This window comes from Pseudaquabacterium terrae (assembly GCF_013266755.1).
Lineage (GTDB): Bacteria > Pseudomonadota > Gammaproteobacteria > Burkholderiales > Burkholderiaceae_C > Pseudaquabacterium > Pseudaquabacterium terrae.
This window is the reverse complement of sequence record NZ_JABRWJ010000009.1, coordinates 192177-208452: the sequence shown is the minus strand read 5'-3', so window position 1 is coordinate 208452 and position 16276 is coordinate 192177. Positions and strand designations below refer to the sequence as shown.

Annotated in this window: 16 protein-coding genes and 1 pseudogene; 13 read left to right on the top strand and 4 right to left on the bottom strand. The window is 70.9% G+C overall.

Going from position 1 to position 16276, the window contains the following annotated elements; all coding sequences use genetic code 11:
• Positions 1 to 4 precede the first annotated feature (4 nt).
• From HLB44_RS27665 to HLB44_RS27635, 7 genes are all read left to right on the top strand, one after another.
• Entirely contained in the window at positions 5 to 1180 is a 1176-nt protein-coding gene (locus tag HLB44_RS27665; RefSeq protein ID WP_173130617.1) for an MFS transporter, read from the top strand.
• Positions 1177 to 1971, top strand: coding sequence for a cyclase family protein (locus tag HLB44_RS27660; protein WP_173130614.1), 795 nt, complete (start codon positions 1177 to 1179; stop codon positions 1969 to 1971). Before HLB44_RS27665 ends, HLB44_RS27660 begins: the two co-directional genes overlap by 4 nt.
• Positions 1972 to 1973: 2 nt before the next feature.
• Entirely contained in the window at positions 1974 to 3626 is a 1653-nt protein-coding gene (locus tag HLB44_RS27655; RefSeq protein WP_173130611.1) for a methyl-accepting chemotaxis protein, read from the top strand.
• Positions 3626 to 4816, top strand: coding sequence for an ABC transporter substrate-binding protein (locus tag HLB44_RS27650; RefSeq protein WP_173130608.1), 1191 nt, complete (start codon positions 3626 to 3628; stop codon positions 4814 to 4816). The genes HLB44_RS27655 and HLB44_RS27650 overlap by 1 nt, the downstream gene beginning before the upstream one ends.
• 70 nt (positions 4817 to 4886) lie before the next feature.
• On the top strand, positions 4887 to 5465 hold the full coding sequence (locus tag HLB44_RS27645) for a cupin domain-containing protein (RefSeq protein ID WP_173130605.1): 579 nt from the start codon (positions 4887 to 4889) through the stop codon (positions 5463 to 5465).
• A gap of 21 nt (positions 5466 to 5486) precedes the next feature.
• Positions 5487 to 6485, top strand: a complete 999-nt coding sequence (locus HLB44_RS27640; protein ID WP_173130602.1) for a fumarylacetoacetate hydrolase family protein — start codon at positions 5487 to 5489, stop codon at positions 6483 to 6485.
• A gap of 4 nt (positions 6486 to 6489) precedes the next feature.
• Complete coding sequence (locus HLB44_RS27635) at positions 6490 to 7470, top strand: NAD-dependent epimerase/dehydratase family protein (RefSeq protein ID WP_173130599.1); 981 nt, start codon at positions 6490 to 6492, stop codon at positions 7468 to 7470.
• 138 nt (positions 7471 to 7608) lie between these two features.
• Here HLB44_RS27635 and pdxR read toward each other — a convergent pair whose 3' ends face one another.
• The gene (gene pdxR, locus HLB44_RS27630) at positions 7609 to 9051 is read right to left on the bottom strand and encodes a MocR-like pyridoxine biosynthesis transcription factor PdxR (protein WP_173130595.1); all 1443 of its coding nucleotides are present in this window, start codon (positions 9049 to 9051) and stop codon (positions 7609 to 7611) included.
• 77 nt (positions 9052 to 9128) lie between these two features.
• Between pdxR and HLB44_RS27625 the strand changes: the two genes are divergently transcribed.
• From HLB44_RS27625 to HLB44_RS27615, 3 genes are read left to right on the top strand one after another with little or no spacing between them, the layout of a single operon-like run.
• On the top strand, positions 9129 to 10211 hold the full coding sequence (locus tag HLB44_RS27625; protein ID WP_173130592.1) for a four-carbon acid sugar kinase family protein: 1083 nt from the start codon (positions 9129 to 9131) through the stop codon (positions 10209 to 10211).
• Positions 10211 to 11212 carry a 4-hydroxythreonine-4-phosphate dehydrogenase PdxA gene (gene pdxA / locus HLB44_RS27620; RefSeq protein WP_173130589.1) on the top strand — a complete coding sequence of 334 codons (1002 nt, stop codon included), beginning with the start codon at positions 10211 to 10213 and terminating at the stop codon, positions 11210 to 11212. The genes HLB44_RS27625 and pdxA overlap by 1 nt, the downstream gene beginning before the upstream one ends.
• A 15-nt stretch (positions 11213 to 11227) precedes the next feature.
• Positions 11228 to 11899: a beta/alpha barrel domain-containing protein gene (locus tag HLB44_RS27615; RefSeq protein ID WP_173130586.1), complete on the top strand. Its 672-nt coding sequence runs from the start codon at positions 11228 to 11230 to the stop codon at positions 11897 to 11899.
• Between the two features lie 49 nt (positions 11900 to 11948).
• On the opposite strand, the gene HLB44_RS27610 is transcribed toward HLB44_RS27615, so the two are convergent.
• The gene (locus HLB44_RS27610; protein WP_173130583.1) at positions 11949 to 12866 is read right to left on the bottom strand and encodes a LysR family transcriptional regulator; all 918 of its coding nucleotides are present in this window, start codon (positions 12864 to 12866) and stop codon (positions 11949 to 11951) included.
• Between the two features lie 199 nt (positions 12867 to 13065).
• Between HLB44_RS27610 and HLB44_RS27605 the strand changes: the two genes are divergently transcribed.
• The gene (locus HLB44_RS27605) at positions 13066 to 14151 is read left to right on the top strand and encodes a DSD1 family PLP-dependent enzyme (protein ID WP_173130581.1); all 1086 of its coding nucleotides are present in this window, start codon (positions 13066 to 13068) and stop codon (positions 14149 to 14151) included.
• A 16-nt stretch (positions 14152 to 14167) separates the two neighbouring features.
• Here the strand turns inward: HLB44_RS27605 and HLB44_RS27600 are convergent.
• Positions 14168 to 14263: pseudogene (locus HLB44_RS27600) on the bottom strand (helix-turn-helix domain-containing protein); the annotation flags it as partial.
• 19 nt (positions 14264 to 14282) lie between these two features.
• Positions 14283 to 15200 (bottom strand): LysR substrate-binding domain-containing protein, encoded by a 918-nt coding sequence (locus tag HLB44_RS27595; RefSeq protein WP_173130578.1) that lies wholly within the window; start codon positions 15198 to 15200, stop codon positions 14283 to 14285.
• Positions 15201 to 15242: 42 nt separating this feature from the next.
• Here HLB44_RS27595 and HLB44_RS37985 point away from each other — a divergent pair, with 42 nt between their 5' ends.
• Positions 15243 to 15374 carry a hypothetical protein gene (locus tag HLB44_RS37985; RefSeq protein ID WP_281375236.1) on the top strand — a complete coding sequence of 44 codons (132 nt, stop codon included), beginning with the start codon at positions 15243 to 15245 and terminating at the stop codon, positions 15372 to 15374.
• Positions 15371 to 16249, top strand: a complete 879-nt coding sequence (locus tag HLB44_RS27590) for a GNAT family N-acetyltransferase (protein ID WP_343051592.1) — start codon at positions 15371 to 15373, stop codon at positions 16247 to 16249. The genes HLB44_RS37985 and HLB44_RS27590 overlap by 4 nt, the downstream gene beginning before the upstream one ends.
• Positions 16250 to 16276: the final 27 nt, after the last annotated feature.

Here is a 16276-nt window from a genome sequence, read left to right as displayed (position 1 = left end):
TGCGATGGTCACCGCAGATTCACGGCGCGGCCGGATCGCGCTGATGGTGGCGCACTGCGCCGGCATGGTCGACCTGGTCGCGCTGCCGGTGTGGGTCGGCACGCTGATCAGCCACCACGGCTTCGATCCGCAGCAGGCCGGCGCGCTGGCAACGCTGTTCCTGGCCGCGGCGGTGGTCGCGAGCGTGATGCTGGCGCCGCGCTTTGGCCGGCTGCCGCGGCGCGCCGTCACCGCTGCGGGCTTCGGCGTCGCGGGGCTGGCCTTCTTCGGCGTCGCGCTGTCGCAGGACTTCAAGACGATGGCCGTGCTGCACGCGCTGGCGGGCTTCGCGGCGGGCTCGGCCTTGAGCGTCACGCACGGCACGATCGCGCGCGGCGCCAACCCGCACCGGCTGTTCGCCCTCGTCGGCATCGCGCTCGGCGTGTTCGCGATCGCCTTCTTCGCGGTGGTGCCGCCGCTGCTGGCGGCGGTCGGCGGGCCGGCGCTGTTCCGTGTCTTCGCCGCGGTGATGGCGCTGGCCGCGCTGGTGGCGGCCGGGTCCTTCCCGCATGCCGACGGCGCGGCGGCGCGCGACGCCGCGCCATTGCGCGTTGCCGAGCCGGCCGGCCGCGGCGCGCCCATGCCGTCCGCGATCTGGTTCGGCGTCGTCGGCATCGGCTGCATGGGCCTGGTGCAGGCGATGACCTTCGCGTTCCTGGAACGCGTCGGCAACGAGCGCGGCTTCGGGCTCGCTGCGGTCACCGGCGTGCTGGTGGCGCTGAGCGTGGTCAACCTGTTCCCGGCGGCGCTCGCCGCGCTGCTGGAGAAACGCTGGTCGGCGCGCACGGTGCTGCTGAGCGGGCCGGTGCTGCAGGCGCTGCTGGTCGCGCTGATCATGCAGTCCACCGTGTTCGCGCCCTATGCGGCCTCCGCCTCGGTGTTCGCCGCGGTGATGATCTTTACCCACACCTTCGGCTTCGGGCTGCTCGCGCGGCTGGAGCCCAGCGGCCGGGCGCTCGCCGCGACGCCGGCCATGGTGATGACCGGCGCGGCGATCGGCCCCATCCTCGGCGGCACGCTGGTCAAGGCCTTCGGCTACGGCAGCCTGGCCGTCGCGGCCGCGGTGATCGCCACGATCGCCGTTGCCTGCTTCTCGCGGCTGCCCGCGCCGGCGGCCGCCTCCCGGAGTGCCCTCGCATGAAACCAATCCGCCGTTTCGTCGACCTCTCGATCTACCTCGAGAACGACGTGCTGTCCGACCCGCCGCCGCTGGCGCCGAAGATCACCTACCAGAAGCACGCCGACACGCTGCCCGAGTTCATGGCGATGCTGCCGGGCACGAAGCCCGAGGACTATCCCGAGGGCGAAGCGGCCGCGGCCGAGTGGGTGACGCTGACGACGCACAACGGCACCCACCTGGACGCGCCCTGGCACTTCCATTCCACCCAGGACGCGAAGATCGGCGGCAGCCGCCCATCGATCACCATCGACGAGGTGCCGCTGGAGTGGTGCTTCCAGCCCGGCGTCAAGCTCGACTTCCGCCACTTCCCCGATGGCTACGTCGCGACCGCGACCGATGTCGAGGCGGAGCTGAAGCGCATCGGCCATGAGTTGCAGCCGCTGGACATCGTCGTCGTCAACACCCGCGCCGGCTCGCGCTACGGCCGCCCCGACTACCTCGGCGCAGGCTGCGGCATGGGCTACGCGGCGACGATGTACCTGCTCGAACGTGGCGTGCGCCTGACCGGCACCGACGCGTGGAGCTGGGACGCGCCGTTCGCCTATACCGCAAAGAAAGTGGCCGAGACCGGCGACAAGTCGCTGATCTGGGAAGGCCACAAGGCCGGCCGCGACATCGGCTACTGCCATCTGGAGAAGCTGCACAACCTGGAGGCGCTGCCCGCCCACGGCTTCACCATCAGCTGCTTCCCGCACAAGATCCGCGGCGCCAGTGCCGGCTGGACGCGCGCGGTGGCGATCTTCGAGGCCTGACCATGCGCCGCCCGTTCGCCGTGATGCGCGTCCGACCGCTGGGCGTGCGCCAGCGCCTGTGGCTGGGCGTGGGTTCGCTGGTCGCGCTGCTGCTGGTGCTGGCCTGCGGCGGGGTGTGGCAGCTGCGCGAGATGAGCGCGCAGCTGCACACCATCGTCGAGGGCCACGGCCAGCGCGGCGAGCTGGCGCACCGGCTCCATGCCGCGCAGCTGAAGTGGATGGAGCGGCTGCGGGCGCTGCTGGTGGTCAGCGATGCCGACGACCTCAAGGCCCAGGCGGCCGACTTGAAGGCGGCCGAGCGCGCGTACCTGGACGCCGAGGCCGCGCTCGGCGCAATGCTGGAGGGCGGCGGCGCGGACCCCGCCATGCGCGCCGGCCTGGCCGAGGTGCGCCAGCTGCGCGAGTCTGTCGCCCCGGTGTACGAGGCGGCGATGAAGAGCCTGCAGGGCGGCGCTGGCACCGAGGGCGCGCTGGCCTTGCTGCTTCCGGCGGAGTCGGCCGAGGGGCGCTGGCGCGCCCAGATCGACACGCTGGTGGAAAGCGCCAGCCGCGCCACCCGCGACGAGTTCGCGCGGGCGACACAGCGGCAGCGGCTGGCCACGCTGGGCCTGGCGGCCGTGGCCGTGGTGGCGATCGGCGCGGCGCTGGCGATGGCGGCCGGCCTGGTGCGCGGCATCAGCCGGCCCATCGCCGGCGCGGTGGCGGTGGCCGAAGCCATCGCCGACGGCCAGCTCGACGCGCCGATCGACACGGACCGCGGCGACGAGTTCGGCCGGCTCGCGGCCGCGATGGCGACGATGCAGGGCCGCCTGCGCGACACCGTGCGCGCGCTGGGCCGCTCGGCCGATGCGGTGCTCGGGGCCAGCCGCGAGATCGGCGCCGGCAGCCAGCACCTGTCCGACCGCACCGAGCACGCGGCGGCGCGATTGGCCGAGACGGCCTCGGCGGTGCGCGGCCTCGGCGAGACGCTGGCCGCCAGCGTGCACGCCGCGCGCGAGGCCGCAGCGCTGGCCGGCGGCGCCCGGCGCGATGCGCAGCAGGGCCATGACGCGGTCGCGCGGCTGGTGGCGCAGATGCAGTCCATCGAAGCGGCCGCGCGGCGCATCACGCAGATCGTCGAAGCCATCGACGGCATCGCCTTCCAGACCAATGTGCTGGCGCTGAATGCCTCGGTGGAGGCGGCACGCGCCGGCGCGCACGGGCGCGGCTTCGCCGTCGTCGCGGCCGAGGTGCGCCAGCTGGCGCAGCGCGCCGCGCAGGCCGCGGGCCAGATCCGCGGGCTCAGCACCGAGACCGCGGAACGCATCGGCCAGGGTTCGGCCAGCGTGGCCGATGTGGATGCCAGCGTGAACCGCCTGGTCGACACGGCCCGCGGCGTCGCGCAGACGGTGGAGGGCATCGCGGCCGGCTCGGCCCGGCAGAGCGAGGTGCTGGCCCGCATCGACGGTGCCGTGCTGCAGCTGGATGGCAGCACGCAGCAGAACGCCGCGCTGGCCGAGCAGCTGACCGCGGCCGCGGCCTCGCTGCAGCAGCGGGCCGGCGAGCTGCAGGGCGTGATCGCGGGCTTCGAGGTCGGCGTGGCGACGGAGCCCGCGCCGGCCGCTGCCGCCGCCGGCCTGCACGACCGGCCGCCTCACCGGACCGGCGAAGCGTGATGGGCCGAGGCCGCGTCTTTCATGCGTTGGCAGCCCTGCTGCTGACGCTGGCCGCTGCGGCGCCGGGCGCGCGAGCCCAGCCGCTGGCCATCGGCCTGACGGCGCCGCTGACCGGCCCCGATGCCGCCTACGGCCTGGGGCTGCGCCATGGTGCGCAGCTGGCCGTGGCGCGCGCCAATGCGAGCGGCGGCGTGGCCGGCCGGCCGCTGGAACTGCTGGCGCTGGATGATGGCGGCGACCCGCAGCGCGCAGCGGCCAACGCGCGGCAGCTGCTGGCGCGTGGTGCGGTGGCCCTCACCGGTGTGCACGGTGCGAGCGCCACCGCCGCCGTGGCGGAAGTGCTGGCACCGACCGGGGGCGAGCCACCGCGCGCCGCCCTGGTGGGGCCGGCCACGGGCGCCGAGCCGCTGCGCGATCCGCCGCGCCCAGGCGTCTTCCACCTGCGCGCCGGCGTGGCGGAGGAGGCCAGCGCGGCGCTGCTGCACCTGGACACGCTGGGCGTGAGCCGCTACGCGCTGATTGCGCGGGCCGACGCACACGGCGAGTCCGGGCGCGAGCGTGTGCTGTTCGAGCTGACGCGCATCGCGACGCGGCCGGTGGCCAGCGAACGCCTGGCCGAACGCGCCACGCCCGCCGAGGTGGGCCGCCTGGTCGACCAGGTCTGCGCACTGCGACCCGAGGCGGTCATCCTGGCCCTCGATGCCGTGCAGGCCAGGGCGGCGCTGGCCGCCGCACACGCGCAGCCCTGCGCCACGCACTACCTCGTGTTCAGCGAGGCCGGGGCCGCGCTGGCCGGGCGGCCGCCGGGCAGCATTGGCCCGCATCCGCAGGCCGGCCTGCTGGTGACGCAGGTGGTGCCGCATCCGGGCAACGCACTGCATCCGCTGGTGGCCGAGTACCAGCGCGCGCTGCTGGTGCACGGGACCGCGGGCGCGCCCGGGGCGTCCGGGGCGCCCGCGGCCACGCCGGGCAGCCATGCCTCGCTGGAAGCCTATGCCGCCACGCAAGTGATCCACGAGGCGCTGCGTGCCTGCGGCCGCGAGGCCGGGCGCGCCTGCCTGCTGCAGGTGCTGCCCACGCGAACCTTCGAGCTGCCCGGCCTGAAGGTGCAGTTCGGCCCCGCGCAGCGCCAGCCGCGGCCCTTCGTCGAGATCACCTTGCTCGATGGCGCCGGGCGCCTGCGGCGCTGAGCCGCCCGCCTGTTGCCGCGGTCCCGCGCGCGCCACGCCAGACCTCACCACCTCACAGGAGAAGCGCCCCATGACCTTTCCCCCCATCCACCGCGTCGTCACCGGCCACGATGCCGACGGCCGCGCGGTCGTCTCCAGCGACGGGCCGCTGCCCACCGTCGTCGAGATCCAGGCCATCCCCGGTACCGTCTTCCATGAGGTGTGGGAAACGCGCGCGACCCCCGCACCGGTGGACAACGGCTCCGACCCCACGACCGGCCCGTTGAAGCTGCCGCCGCCGAAGCAGGGCACGCGCATCCGCTTCGTCGACATCCCGCCCGACACCGAGGACTTCCTCGCCAAAGGCGCGGCCCGCATGAAAGACGCCTTCACGCAGGCCGGCGATGCCGCGGCCTCGACGGTGCGGCGCGACTCGCCGCATCCGCTGATGCACCGCACCGAGTCGATCGACTACGGCATCGTCATCGACGGCGAGATGACGCTGGTGCTGGACGACGGCGAGGTGCTGCTGAAGCCGGGCAGCGTGGTCGTGCAGCGCGGCACCAACCACGCCTGGGCCAACCGCTCGGGCCGGCCCTGCCGCATGCTCTTCGTGCTGGTCGATGGCGCCTACGAGCCGGCGATCGCTGCCGCGCTGGCCGGGCGCTGATCCGACGACAGGACGCACGCCATGAAGTTCGCCACCTTGAAGGACGGCACGCTGGACGGCCGGCTGGTGCTGGTCTCGCACGACCTGGGCCGGGCCGTCGCCGCGACGGCCATCGCACCCTCGCTGATCGATGCCCTGCAACGCTGGGACGCCGTGCAGGCGCCGCTGCAGGCGCTGGCCGACGCGATGGAGGCCGGCACCGCGCCCGGAATCGTCGCCTTCGACCCCGCCGCCTGCGCCGCGCCGCTGCCGCGTTGCCCGCAGTGGCTGGACGGCTCGGCCTTCCTGAACCACGGCCGGCTGATGGAGCAGGCCTTCAACACGCCGCCGATCCCCGACTTCGAGACCATGCCGGTGATGTACCAGGGCGCGAGCGACGACTTCCTGGGGCCCCGCGACGACGTGCCGCTGCCGTCCGAAGCGCACGGCATCGATTTCGAGGGCGAGTTCGGCGTGGTCTGCGGGCCGGTGCCGATGGGTGTCTCGGCCGATGCGGCGCTGAGTTGCGTCCGGCTGCTGGTGCAGCTCAACGACTGGAGCCTGCGCGCGCTGGGCCCGCACGAGATGAAGACCGGTTTCGGCTTCCTGCAGGCCAAGCCGTCCACCGCCTTCGCGCCGGTGGCGGTGACGCCCGACGAGCTGGGCGACGCCTGGCAGGGCGGCCGCGTGCGCATGAAGCTGCACGTGCAGTGGAACGGCGAACGCTTCGGCGAGCCCGACGGCCGCGAGATGAACTTCCACTTCGGCGAACTGATCGCGCACGCGGCGCGCACGCGGCGGCTCAGCGCCGGCTGCATCGTCGGCTCGGGCACGGTGTCCAACCGCGCGCGCGGCGCGGGCTCGGCCTGCATCGCCGAGCGGCGGGTGATCGAGAAGATCGACCTCGGCGCGATCCACACGCCTTTCATGCGCTATGGCGACCGCGTGCGCATGCAGGCCAGGTTCGCGGACGGCCGCGACGGGCCCTTCGGCGCGATCGACCAGCGCGTGGTGCCGGCCGCGGCCGCCGCGGAGGGCTGACGCGATGCACGTGCTCGTCACCGGCGCGAACGGCTTCGTCGGCCGCGCGCTGGCCGCGCGGCTGGCGGCCGCGGGCCGCCTGGGCGACCGCGCGCTGACGCGGCTGTCGCTGCTCGACATGGGCTTCGGCGACGCGCCGGCGCGCGAGGGCCTCGTGCACCGCCATGCCGGCGACCTGGCCGACGCCGCGATGCTGGACCGCGCGTTGGCCGGCGCACCGCTGGACGCGGTGTTCCACCTGGCCAGCATCCCCGGCGGCACCGCGGAAGCCGACTACGCGCTCGCGCGGCGCGTGAACCTGGACGCGACCCTCGGCCTGCTGGAGCGCGGCCGGGCGCAGGTGCTGGTCGGCGGCGCCGCGCCGGTGTTCATCTTCGCGAGCTCGATCGCGGTGTTCGGCCCGCTGTCGGCGCCGGTCACCGACGACACGCTGCCGCGGCCGCAGATGACCTACGGCGCGCAGAAGCTCGCCGGCGAGATCCTGGTCGACGACTTCAGCCGCCGCGGCTGGGTCGACGGCCGCTCGCTGCGTCTGCCCGGCGTGCTGGCGCGGCCGCCTGCGCGCACGGGGCAACTCTCGGCCTTCCTCAGCGACATCATCCGCGAGCTCGCGGCCGGCCGGCCTTTCGTCAGCCCGATGTCGCCGCAGGCCAGGACTTGGGCGTCCTCGTTGCCGAACGTCGTCGACAACCTCCTGCATGCGGCGGTACTGGACGTGATGGGGCAGGCCAGGCGCCGCACCTACACCCTGCCGACGTCCTGCTTCTCGATGGCCGAACTGGTGGACGCCATTGCGCAGGTGCATGGCGCCGATGCAGTGCGGCGCGTTCGCTACGAGCCCGATGCAGCGATCGAGCAGCGTTTCGGCGGCTTTGCGCCGTTACACGCCCAGGCCGCACTGGCTGCAGGCTTCCGCGCCGACGACAGCCTTGTGGACCTGGTGCGCGGGGCGCTGGACGGCATCGGCCACCCTGGCGCCGGATAAGCCTCTTTCGTTCAGGACGGAAGGCGCCAACGCCTGGCCACCCGATCGAGACCGAGTGGACGCAGTCCTCATGGCTCTGATCGCGCATCCATGCTGCTGTCGCGATGGTGCCCGGGGAGCTGTCAGGATCGTCGCAGCTCAGCGTCCGACGCCTCGCTTGCGACCTTGCAAGAGCGATAGCGCCTTGGCCAACAACTCGGCCGCGTGCTCGATCTCGTGGGCACTCATGTGACCGTAGCCCAACAGCACCTCGTCGCTATCGCCACCGAACTCCCTCATGGTCTGGAATGCGATTCCCAACTCCCGCAGCCGCCGTGCCAGCCTCCTGTCGAGCGTCGGCTCGCCCATCGTCAGCGCGATGTGCAGGCCGCCTTCCTGACCACGGAAGCGCACCTCGGGGCAGCGCTGCTTCAGTGCCTGCACCAGGCGACCACGCTGGCTGGCGTGGTGGCGGCGAACCCGACGCAGGTGACGCTGCAATTCGCCGGCGGCCAGCAGCCACTGCAGCGATGTCTGGACGGGCCAGCTCGCGTGCAGCCTGTCGCGCTCGATGGCCTGTGCCAAGGTGGCGGCCACGGCATGCGGCGCGGCGATGAAGCCGATCCTCAAGGCTGGGCTGATAGCCTTGGCGAATGTGCTCACCAGCACCGTGTGAGCAGGCAGGCTGCCCGCTAGCGCCGCGTGGTTCTGCCCCTCGTAGATGAACTCGTGGTCGTACTCGTTCTCGATGACGAGGCTGCCACGCCGGATGACCAGCGCGGCCAATTCGGCACGACGTGCGCCTGACAGCCGTACGCCTGATGGGTACTGGTGCGCGGCGGTCAGGTGCAGCACGGTGGGCGCCGGGCCGGCGAATGCGCTGCCCACCTGCATGCCCTGGCTGTCCACGGGCACGTGCAACACCGTGCCGCCCGCCGCTTCAAAGGCAGCGGCCGCGCGCGGATAGCCGGGGCTTTCAACGGCGCAGAGATCGCCCGCCCGAACCAGCACGCGCGCCAGCAGTTCCAGTGCGGCGCCGGTGCCCTGCGTCACGACGATTTGCTGTGCGTCGTGGTCCGTGCCGCGGTGTCTGCGCAACCACGCGGCAATCGCCACGCGCAGCGACGGCAGGCCTTTGGGATCACCGTAGTCCGGCGGCGGAAGATGCCGACCGGCCTCGCGGCATGCCGCGCGCCAGACCTGCAGCGGCAGCAGCTGCGAGCCGCTTTGGCCCAGGCGCCAGTCTTGTGCCGGCGCGTTCGTCGCAACGCGTTGACCTGCCAGGCGAAGCACCGCGCGCGGGCTGCGCGCTTCGGTCGTCGAGGTGCGCGCGACCTGCGGCGCGGCAAAGGTGCCGAGCCGCCCGCGCGCTTCCAGCAGGCCTTCGGCCACCAGGTCGGAATAAGCGTCCACCACCGTGTTCCGGCCGATGCCCAGTTGCAGCGCTGCCTCGCGCGTGGGCGGCATCGGGCGGCCGGGGGCGATACGCCCTGCCCGGATCGCCTCGCGCAGTGATTCGGCCAGCTGTGCATTCAGCGGCCGCCGGGAATTTGGATCGAGCGCGAGCGGCGGCAGCGCGCTGCGATGCTGCGGTGGTTTCAACACAGTGTTTTTGGTTGCTCGATTTGCCTCATTCTTGGATCTTATCGGCGGACCAGAGAACGCACACACTGCAGTGCATGCAGATCCGAGTCATCGCAGACGACTTCACCAGCGCGACTGACGCCTTGCCCGCCTTTGCGCAGCGCGGGTGGGCCACACGCGTCGTGTTGCGCCCGACACCGCTCGCGGTTCCGGAGACATCCGAAGTCTGGAGCACCGACACCGATAGCCGGACGCTTCCCGATGAAGTGGCCGCTGCGTTGGTGGCCGGCTGGGCTCGGCGGTGGCGAGACGCCAGCATCCTGCTCAAGCAGTTCGATTCAACCCTTCGCGGCCCCGTAGTGCCCGAGGTGATGGCCGCCTGGCGGGCGAGTGGGCGCAGCAAGCTGGTGGTAGCGCCGGCATTCCCAGGCGCTGGGCGCACGACGGTCGGAGGAAACGTTCTGGTCGACGGTGTGCCGGTCAACGAGACCGCGTTTGCACGCGATCCGCTGAACCCCGTGTGCGTGAGCAGCCTGCCGGCGTTGTTTGCCGCGCAAGGTCAAACGCTGCATTGCGCGCGCAATACCGTGGCGGCGGAGGCGCAATTGGCGTTGCACGATGCGGTGGTGGTGGATGCGCAAACCGAAGCCGACCTGGGAGACTTGGTGATGCGCCTGGGCGCCCGGCCCGACGTGCTGTGGGCGGGTTCGACCGGCTTGCTCCGGGCGTTCGCGATGACGCTGCCGACCCAGGCCGCGATTCGACCGTCATGGCAGGCGGCACAGCGGCCCGGCGTGGTAGTCGGCAGCCAGAACCCGCGCTCCCGCGAACAACACCGTCATGCGCAGGCCAAGGTCAAGGGCGCGACCCTCTGGGCCACGCCCGAAGAGCGCGGCGATCCTGAACGACTGACGGCGCTGCTTGTGCACGGGGTCTGCGAAGCGGTCCTTGCGGGCCGCTGCGACGGACTCGTGGTGACCGGTGGCGAGACCGCCAAGCACATCGCCCGCCGCCTGCAGGCCCAGGAGATTTGCGTGCTGCGCGAAGTCCAGCCGGGCATTCCCTTGTGCCTGATGCACACGCCGCGTGGCGTGATCCCGCTCGTCACGAAAGCCGGTGGCTTCGGGGACGACGACGTCTTCATGCAGTGCGTACAAGCGATGACAGGAGAACAGTGATGAAACCCGTGGCCGTGACCTTCGGCGACGCCGCCGGGATAGGTCCCGAGATCGTCGTCAAGACCTTTGCCGACAGCGCGTTCATGAAAGCGCACCCGGCCTTTGTCGTGGGCGATATCGGCGTGCTCCGCCGCGCTGCGGCGTTGTGGGCGCCGGGCCTCGATATCCATGCCATCGCGGGCCCGGAACAGCACCGGCCGGCACCCGGCACCCTGCAGGTGGTCAACATCAGTGACCTGTCCGCGGAACTGCCTTGGGGCCGGGTCAGTGCGGCCGCGGGCCATGCGGCCTTCGAAGCCATCCGGCACGCCATCGGGTGGGCCAACCAGGGCCGCATCACGGCCATCTGCACGGCACCGATCCACAAGGAAGCGCTGGCGGCGGCCGGCGTGCCCTACCCAGGGCACACCGAGATGCTCGCCGACCTCTCTGGCAGCGCCGACTACGGAATGATGCTGGCCAACCCGCAGCTGCGCACCTTGCTCGTCACGGTCCACTGCTCGCTTGTCGAAGCGGTGCGCAAGCTCAGCGTTGCGCTGGAACTGCGCATCATCCGGCTGGCGCACCGCAGCCTGCAGGGCATGGGCATTCCGCGGCCTCGCATCGCCGTGGCAGGGATCAATCCGCATGCGGGGGAGGGCGGACTCTTCGGCAACGAAGACCTGGCCATCATTGCGCCGGCCGTCGAACAGGCGCGCGCCGAAGGCATCGACGCCGTGGGCCCGCTGCCTGGTGACACGGTGTTCATGCACGCTCGCAAGGGGCGTTATGACATCGTCGTAGCCCAGTACCACGACCAGGGGCTGATCCCGGTCAAGCTGCTGGGCGTCGAGGATGGTGTCAACGTGACCGTCGGCCTGCCCTTCGTGCGCACCAGCCCGGACCACGGCACGGCATTCGACATCGCGGGCCTTGGCGTGGCCGACCCTGCGAGCCTGAAAACGGCCCTGGCCACCGCGCATCAGCTGATGCGTGAGGGCGAGAGGTCGGCCACTCACTGATCAAGAGAAAGAGCCATGTCGCATTTCATTTTCATGCTGACCAAGGACGACCGCACCGTGAGCAACGCGGCGCAGGTGTATTCGAGTCTGTCGCGCAGTCCCTTGCGCTACGTCGGATTCAAGGACATCGGGTTGCCGTTGGACGAGTTGAGGGCCTTGGCCCGCCTGATCAAGGCCGATGGCAAGCAGGTGATGCTCGAAGTGGTGAGCACCAGCCGCGAGGCTGAAATGCGCTCGGTGGAAGCGGCCATCGAGATCGGCGTCGACTACCTGCTGGGAGGCCGCCATGCCGAGGATGCCACGCGTCTTTTAAAAACCAGCGATATCCGCTACTTTCCGTTTGCCGGCCACACCGCGGGGCATCCAACCCGATTGACCGGCAGCATCGACGAGATCGTCGACGATGCCATGCGCCTGGCGGCATTGCCTGGCGTGCATGGGCTGGACCTGCTGGCCTACCGCTTCGCAGGCGACGTCGAGGAATTGACGCGGCGGGTCGTGCAGGCCGTCACCGTGCCGGTGATTGCCGCGGGCAGCATCGATTCCGCCGAACGTGTCCAGGCCATGCGGCAAGCCGGGGTCTGGGCCTTCACCGTGGGCAGCGCCGTCTTCGATGGCAGCTTCCTGGGCGAACCGGTGCCGCAGCAGATCGACAACATCCTGCGTTTCCAAGGCGTGGTGGCGTGACGAACGCCGGGCTGCCTGCCATGGTCATGCGGCTGCCGCAGCGGGCCATTCACTGAGGCGGCTTGCGCCGCCAGGGCGGTGGCGAGAGGGATTCGCGCAGCATCGCGAGGAAGGCGGTGGTGCGCGCGCTTCGGCCGGACCGGGTGCCCAGCATCGCCACCACGTCTGCCGCGGGGACCTCCCAGGCGGGCAGCACGCGCTTCAAGCGGCGGGCCGCCAGGTCGCCGGCAATGTTCCATTCCGACCGGATTGCGACCCCCTGGCCGGTGATGGCCCATTCGCGCACCACCGCGCCGTCATTGCTGCACAGGGTGGGATGGATGCGCACAGTCTCCGCTTCGCGCGAGGGATGGAGAAAGCGCCACAGCGTCACGTCCTCGTCGTTCTCGCGAACGACCAGGCAGCGGTGGCGAACCAGGTCCGCCGGCGATTGAATGGGCGGGGCGCTGGCGAGGTAGTCCGGGCTGGCGCACAGCATGCGGCGGTTGGGCGCCAGCGTAGTGACGATCTCGCTCAGGGCAGCCGGCGCGCCGATGTGGATGACGACGTCGCAGGTGTCGACCAGGCGTGCGCCAGGAAAGTCGGACAGGTCCAAGGTGACCGTCACGCCGGGATGCTTGCGCGCGAAGGCGTCGAGCACCGGCGCCACGTGGATGCGGCCGAAGCCATGCGGGGCGGCCACGCGCAGATGTCCGCTCACGGCCTTCTTTCGGTTCGACAGCGCCTCGGTCAGCGCTTCCATCGCATCGGCCACGATGGTGCCGTGCGAGGCCACCAGGGTCCCCTCGTCCGTCAAGGTGATCGTCCGGCCCGAGCGGTCGATGAGCCGGATGCCGATGCGGTCCTCCAGGGCTTTCAGGCGCTGCGTGACGGCGGGCGGCGTGACGTCCAGCTTGCGCGCGCATTCAGCCAGCGTTTCGCACTTGGACAGCACGTTGAAGAAGCGGAGGTCGTCGGAGCTGAGCATAAGGCCGATCTTAATCTTCGATGCAGTCTTGCTTAATTGAGTTCTGCAGGCGTTGCGCGCAACATCAGCTTCACTGAACCGTCATCAGCGAGAGAACAAATTGGGCTTTCCTTCTTCCATTGAACAGCCACGGTCCGCCAGGAGCGCGACCACCCTGGGCCATCTGGCGACGCCTTGCCTCATCCTCGACGCCGACCGGATGGAGCGCAACATTGCACGCCTGCGGGCCCGGCTGGACGGCCTGGGCGTGACGCTGCGCCCGCACCTGAAGACGAGCAAGTCGGTCGACGCCGCGCGGCGCGTGATGAACACGCCCGCGGGGCCGGCCACCGTCTCGACCTTGCTGGAAGCAGAGCAGTTCGTGGCGGCCGGCGTGCGGGACATCATCTACGCCGTCGGCATCGCGCCGTCCAAGCTGCCGCAGGTCCTGGCCCTGCGCGCCCAGGGCGCCGACATCGCCGTGGTGCTGGACACGGTGGAGCAGGCCGAGGCCGTGGCGCTGGCCTCGCGCCAGGCCGGCTCGCGCATTCCGGCCCTCATCGAAATCGACTGCGACGGCCACCGCTCCGGCGTGCGGCCCGATGACAAGCAGCGCCTGCTCGACATCGGCCGCGCACTGGCATCGGGCGCCGAACTGCGCGGCGTGCTGACCCACGCCGGCGGCAGCTACAGCGCCCGGGGAGCCGAGGCGCTGCGCAAGTGCGCCGAGGACGAGCGGCGAAGCGTGGTCGACGCCGCCGCCATCCTGCGCGAAGCGGGCCTGGCCTGCCCGGTGCTCAGCGTCGGCTCCACGCCGACGGCGCACAGCGCGACTGACCTCACCGGCGTCACCGAGGTGCGGGCAGGGGTCTTCGTGTTCTTCGATCTCGTGATGGCCGGCGTGGGCGTCTGCCAGGTCGACGACATCGCCTTGTCAGTGCTGGCGACGGTGATCGGGCACCAGCGCGAGAAGGGCTGGATCCTGGTCGACGCCGGCTGGATGGCCTTGTCGCAGGACCGGGGCACGCGCAAGCAAGACGTCGACCAGGGCTACGGGGTGGTGTGCGACATCACCGGCCAGCCCTGCGCTGACCTCGTCGTCGCCGACGCCAACCAGGAGCACGGGATCATCACCGTGCGGCCGGGCTCGGGCGGCGTGCTGCCGGACCTGGCCATCGGCGACCGCGTGCGCATCCTGCCGAACCACGCCTGTGCGACGGGCGCGCAACACCGCAGCTACCACGTCGTGCGCGGCACTTCAGACCAGGTCGAGGCCGAGTGGCCGCGATTCGGCGGCTGGCAATGAACGGCTCCCCCTCGTCCGTCAGGGTGATCCCGCGGCCTGAGCGATCGATCAGCCGAATGCCGATGCGCGCCTCGAGCTCACGCAAGCGCTGCGGGACGGCGCGGGGCGTGATGTCCAGCTTCCGGGTGGGTTCACGCAGGCGATCGGTTGATTCGCTTCTTCGCTGCGTTCTCGTTCTCGCGCGCCACGATGCGCACCGCCTGGAGGAAGTCGCCGACCACCGCCTGTTCCGGCTGCTGGCGCGGACGAATCACGTAGCAGTCGAACTGGATCGCCGGTTCGAAGGCGATCGCGTGCACGCTGGCGAGCTGCAGTTCCCGGATCACGGACCCGCTCACCACGCTGACCCCGAGGCCTCGCGCCACCATGGCGCACATGGTGGTGGCCAGCGAAGTCTCGATCTCCAGTCGCCGCACTTCAGGCACGAAGACGCGGTCGATCGCCGCGCGCGCGACGTCCGGCGGAGATGCCGAAATGAACGACTCACCCGCGAGATCCGCAGGCACGACCTTCCGCTTGCGCGCGAGCCGGTGGTCACGCGGCACGATGCACACGGCGCGTTCGGAAATCACCAGTTCGCTGCTGACTTCCTGCGGCAGTGCGACATAGGCAGCCAGGCCGAGGTCGCAGTAGCGCGACGACACCCATTTGCAGATCGTTGCGGAGTCCGCGGTGTGCACCACGACGGGTACTTTGGGGCGCATTCCGCGGAACACTTGCAACACCTGCGGGACGGGACTGATCCCGTGCGACGGGTTGACGGCGATACGCAATCCCTCGACGCCCATGGTGCGGATGCGCTCCGCGGCGGCGCCGATGGACTCGAGGCCGACGTAGACGCGGTCGACTTCCTTCAGCAGCGCGTGTGCCTCCGGCGTGGGGACGACACGCAGGCCCACGCGTTCGAACAGCTTCATGTGGGTCTCGCGCTGCAGCAGCGCGATGGCGCGGCTCACGTTCGGCTGCGAGGTGTGCAGCTGCGCCGCGGCAAGCGTCATGGATCCCGTGTGCATCACGGCGCGGAAGCACTCGATCTGGCGGAAGTTCATATCAAAGACGCATGCAGTGGCCCGAAACTTCTATTTGACCGCATGAAGGGCGGTTCTGATACTTCGGTAACCCTGGAGGTCGGCATGACCGCAACGATGGACACCAAGACCTCTGAACGGCGCGCTGCATCCGGCACCACTTCGCTGCAAGTGATGAGCGGAGGCTGGAAGTGAGCGGCACCGCCAACGCGATGGTGGAGAACCGTGTGCAGCGCGGCGAGGTCAAGCTCGTGCCCTTCACGCGGGCGCACCTGCCGGGCGGACTCGAGCTGTCGCAGGAGATGGGCTGGCCCTATCGCCTGGAAGACTGGGAGGTCGCGCTCGACCTCGGTGAGGGTTTTGCACTGGAAAGCGGCGGCAACGTGATCGGCACCGCGATGTGGTGGCCCTATGGCCAGACCCATGCCTCGGCCGGGATGATCATCGTCGCCAAGGCTGCGCAAGGCCGTGGCCACGGTGCCTTGCTGATGGATGCGCTGCTCGCGGCGGCCCAGTCGCGCACCATCACCTTGAACTCGACGGACGAGGGCTTTGCGCTTTATGAACGGCGCGGCTTCGTCACGGTCGGCACGATCCAGCAGCACCAGGGCGTGCCGACGCAGCAGCATCAAGCGCCCCCGTCCAGCCTGGTCCGGACCATGACGCCGTCGGATGCCGAGGCGGTGGCCGGGCTCGACCGCGAGGCCACGGGGTGGACGAGGCCACAGACCTTGCGCAAGCTGGCGCAGATCGCGAAGGGCCATGTGCTGCAGCGCGGCGGCGCGCCCCGCGGCTACGCCTTCTGCCGCCTGTTCGGCCGCGGGCACGTCATCGGGCCGGTGGTGGCGGAGAACCTGGACGATGCGCGCGCCCTGATCGAGGCCGCACTCGCGCCATTGGGGTCCACCTTCGTTCGCATCGACACGGCTGCCAGCACCCACCTCGGACCGTGGCTGGAGAGCATCGGGCTGGCGCAGGTGGGCGAGGCCACCACCATGGTCCTGGGCCCGCAGACGCCGGCCACCGGGCCCGCGCGCATGTTCGCGCTGGCCAACCAGTCCTTCAACTGATCGCCGTCCACGAGGCACTCACTGTGT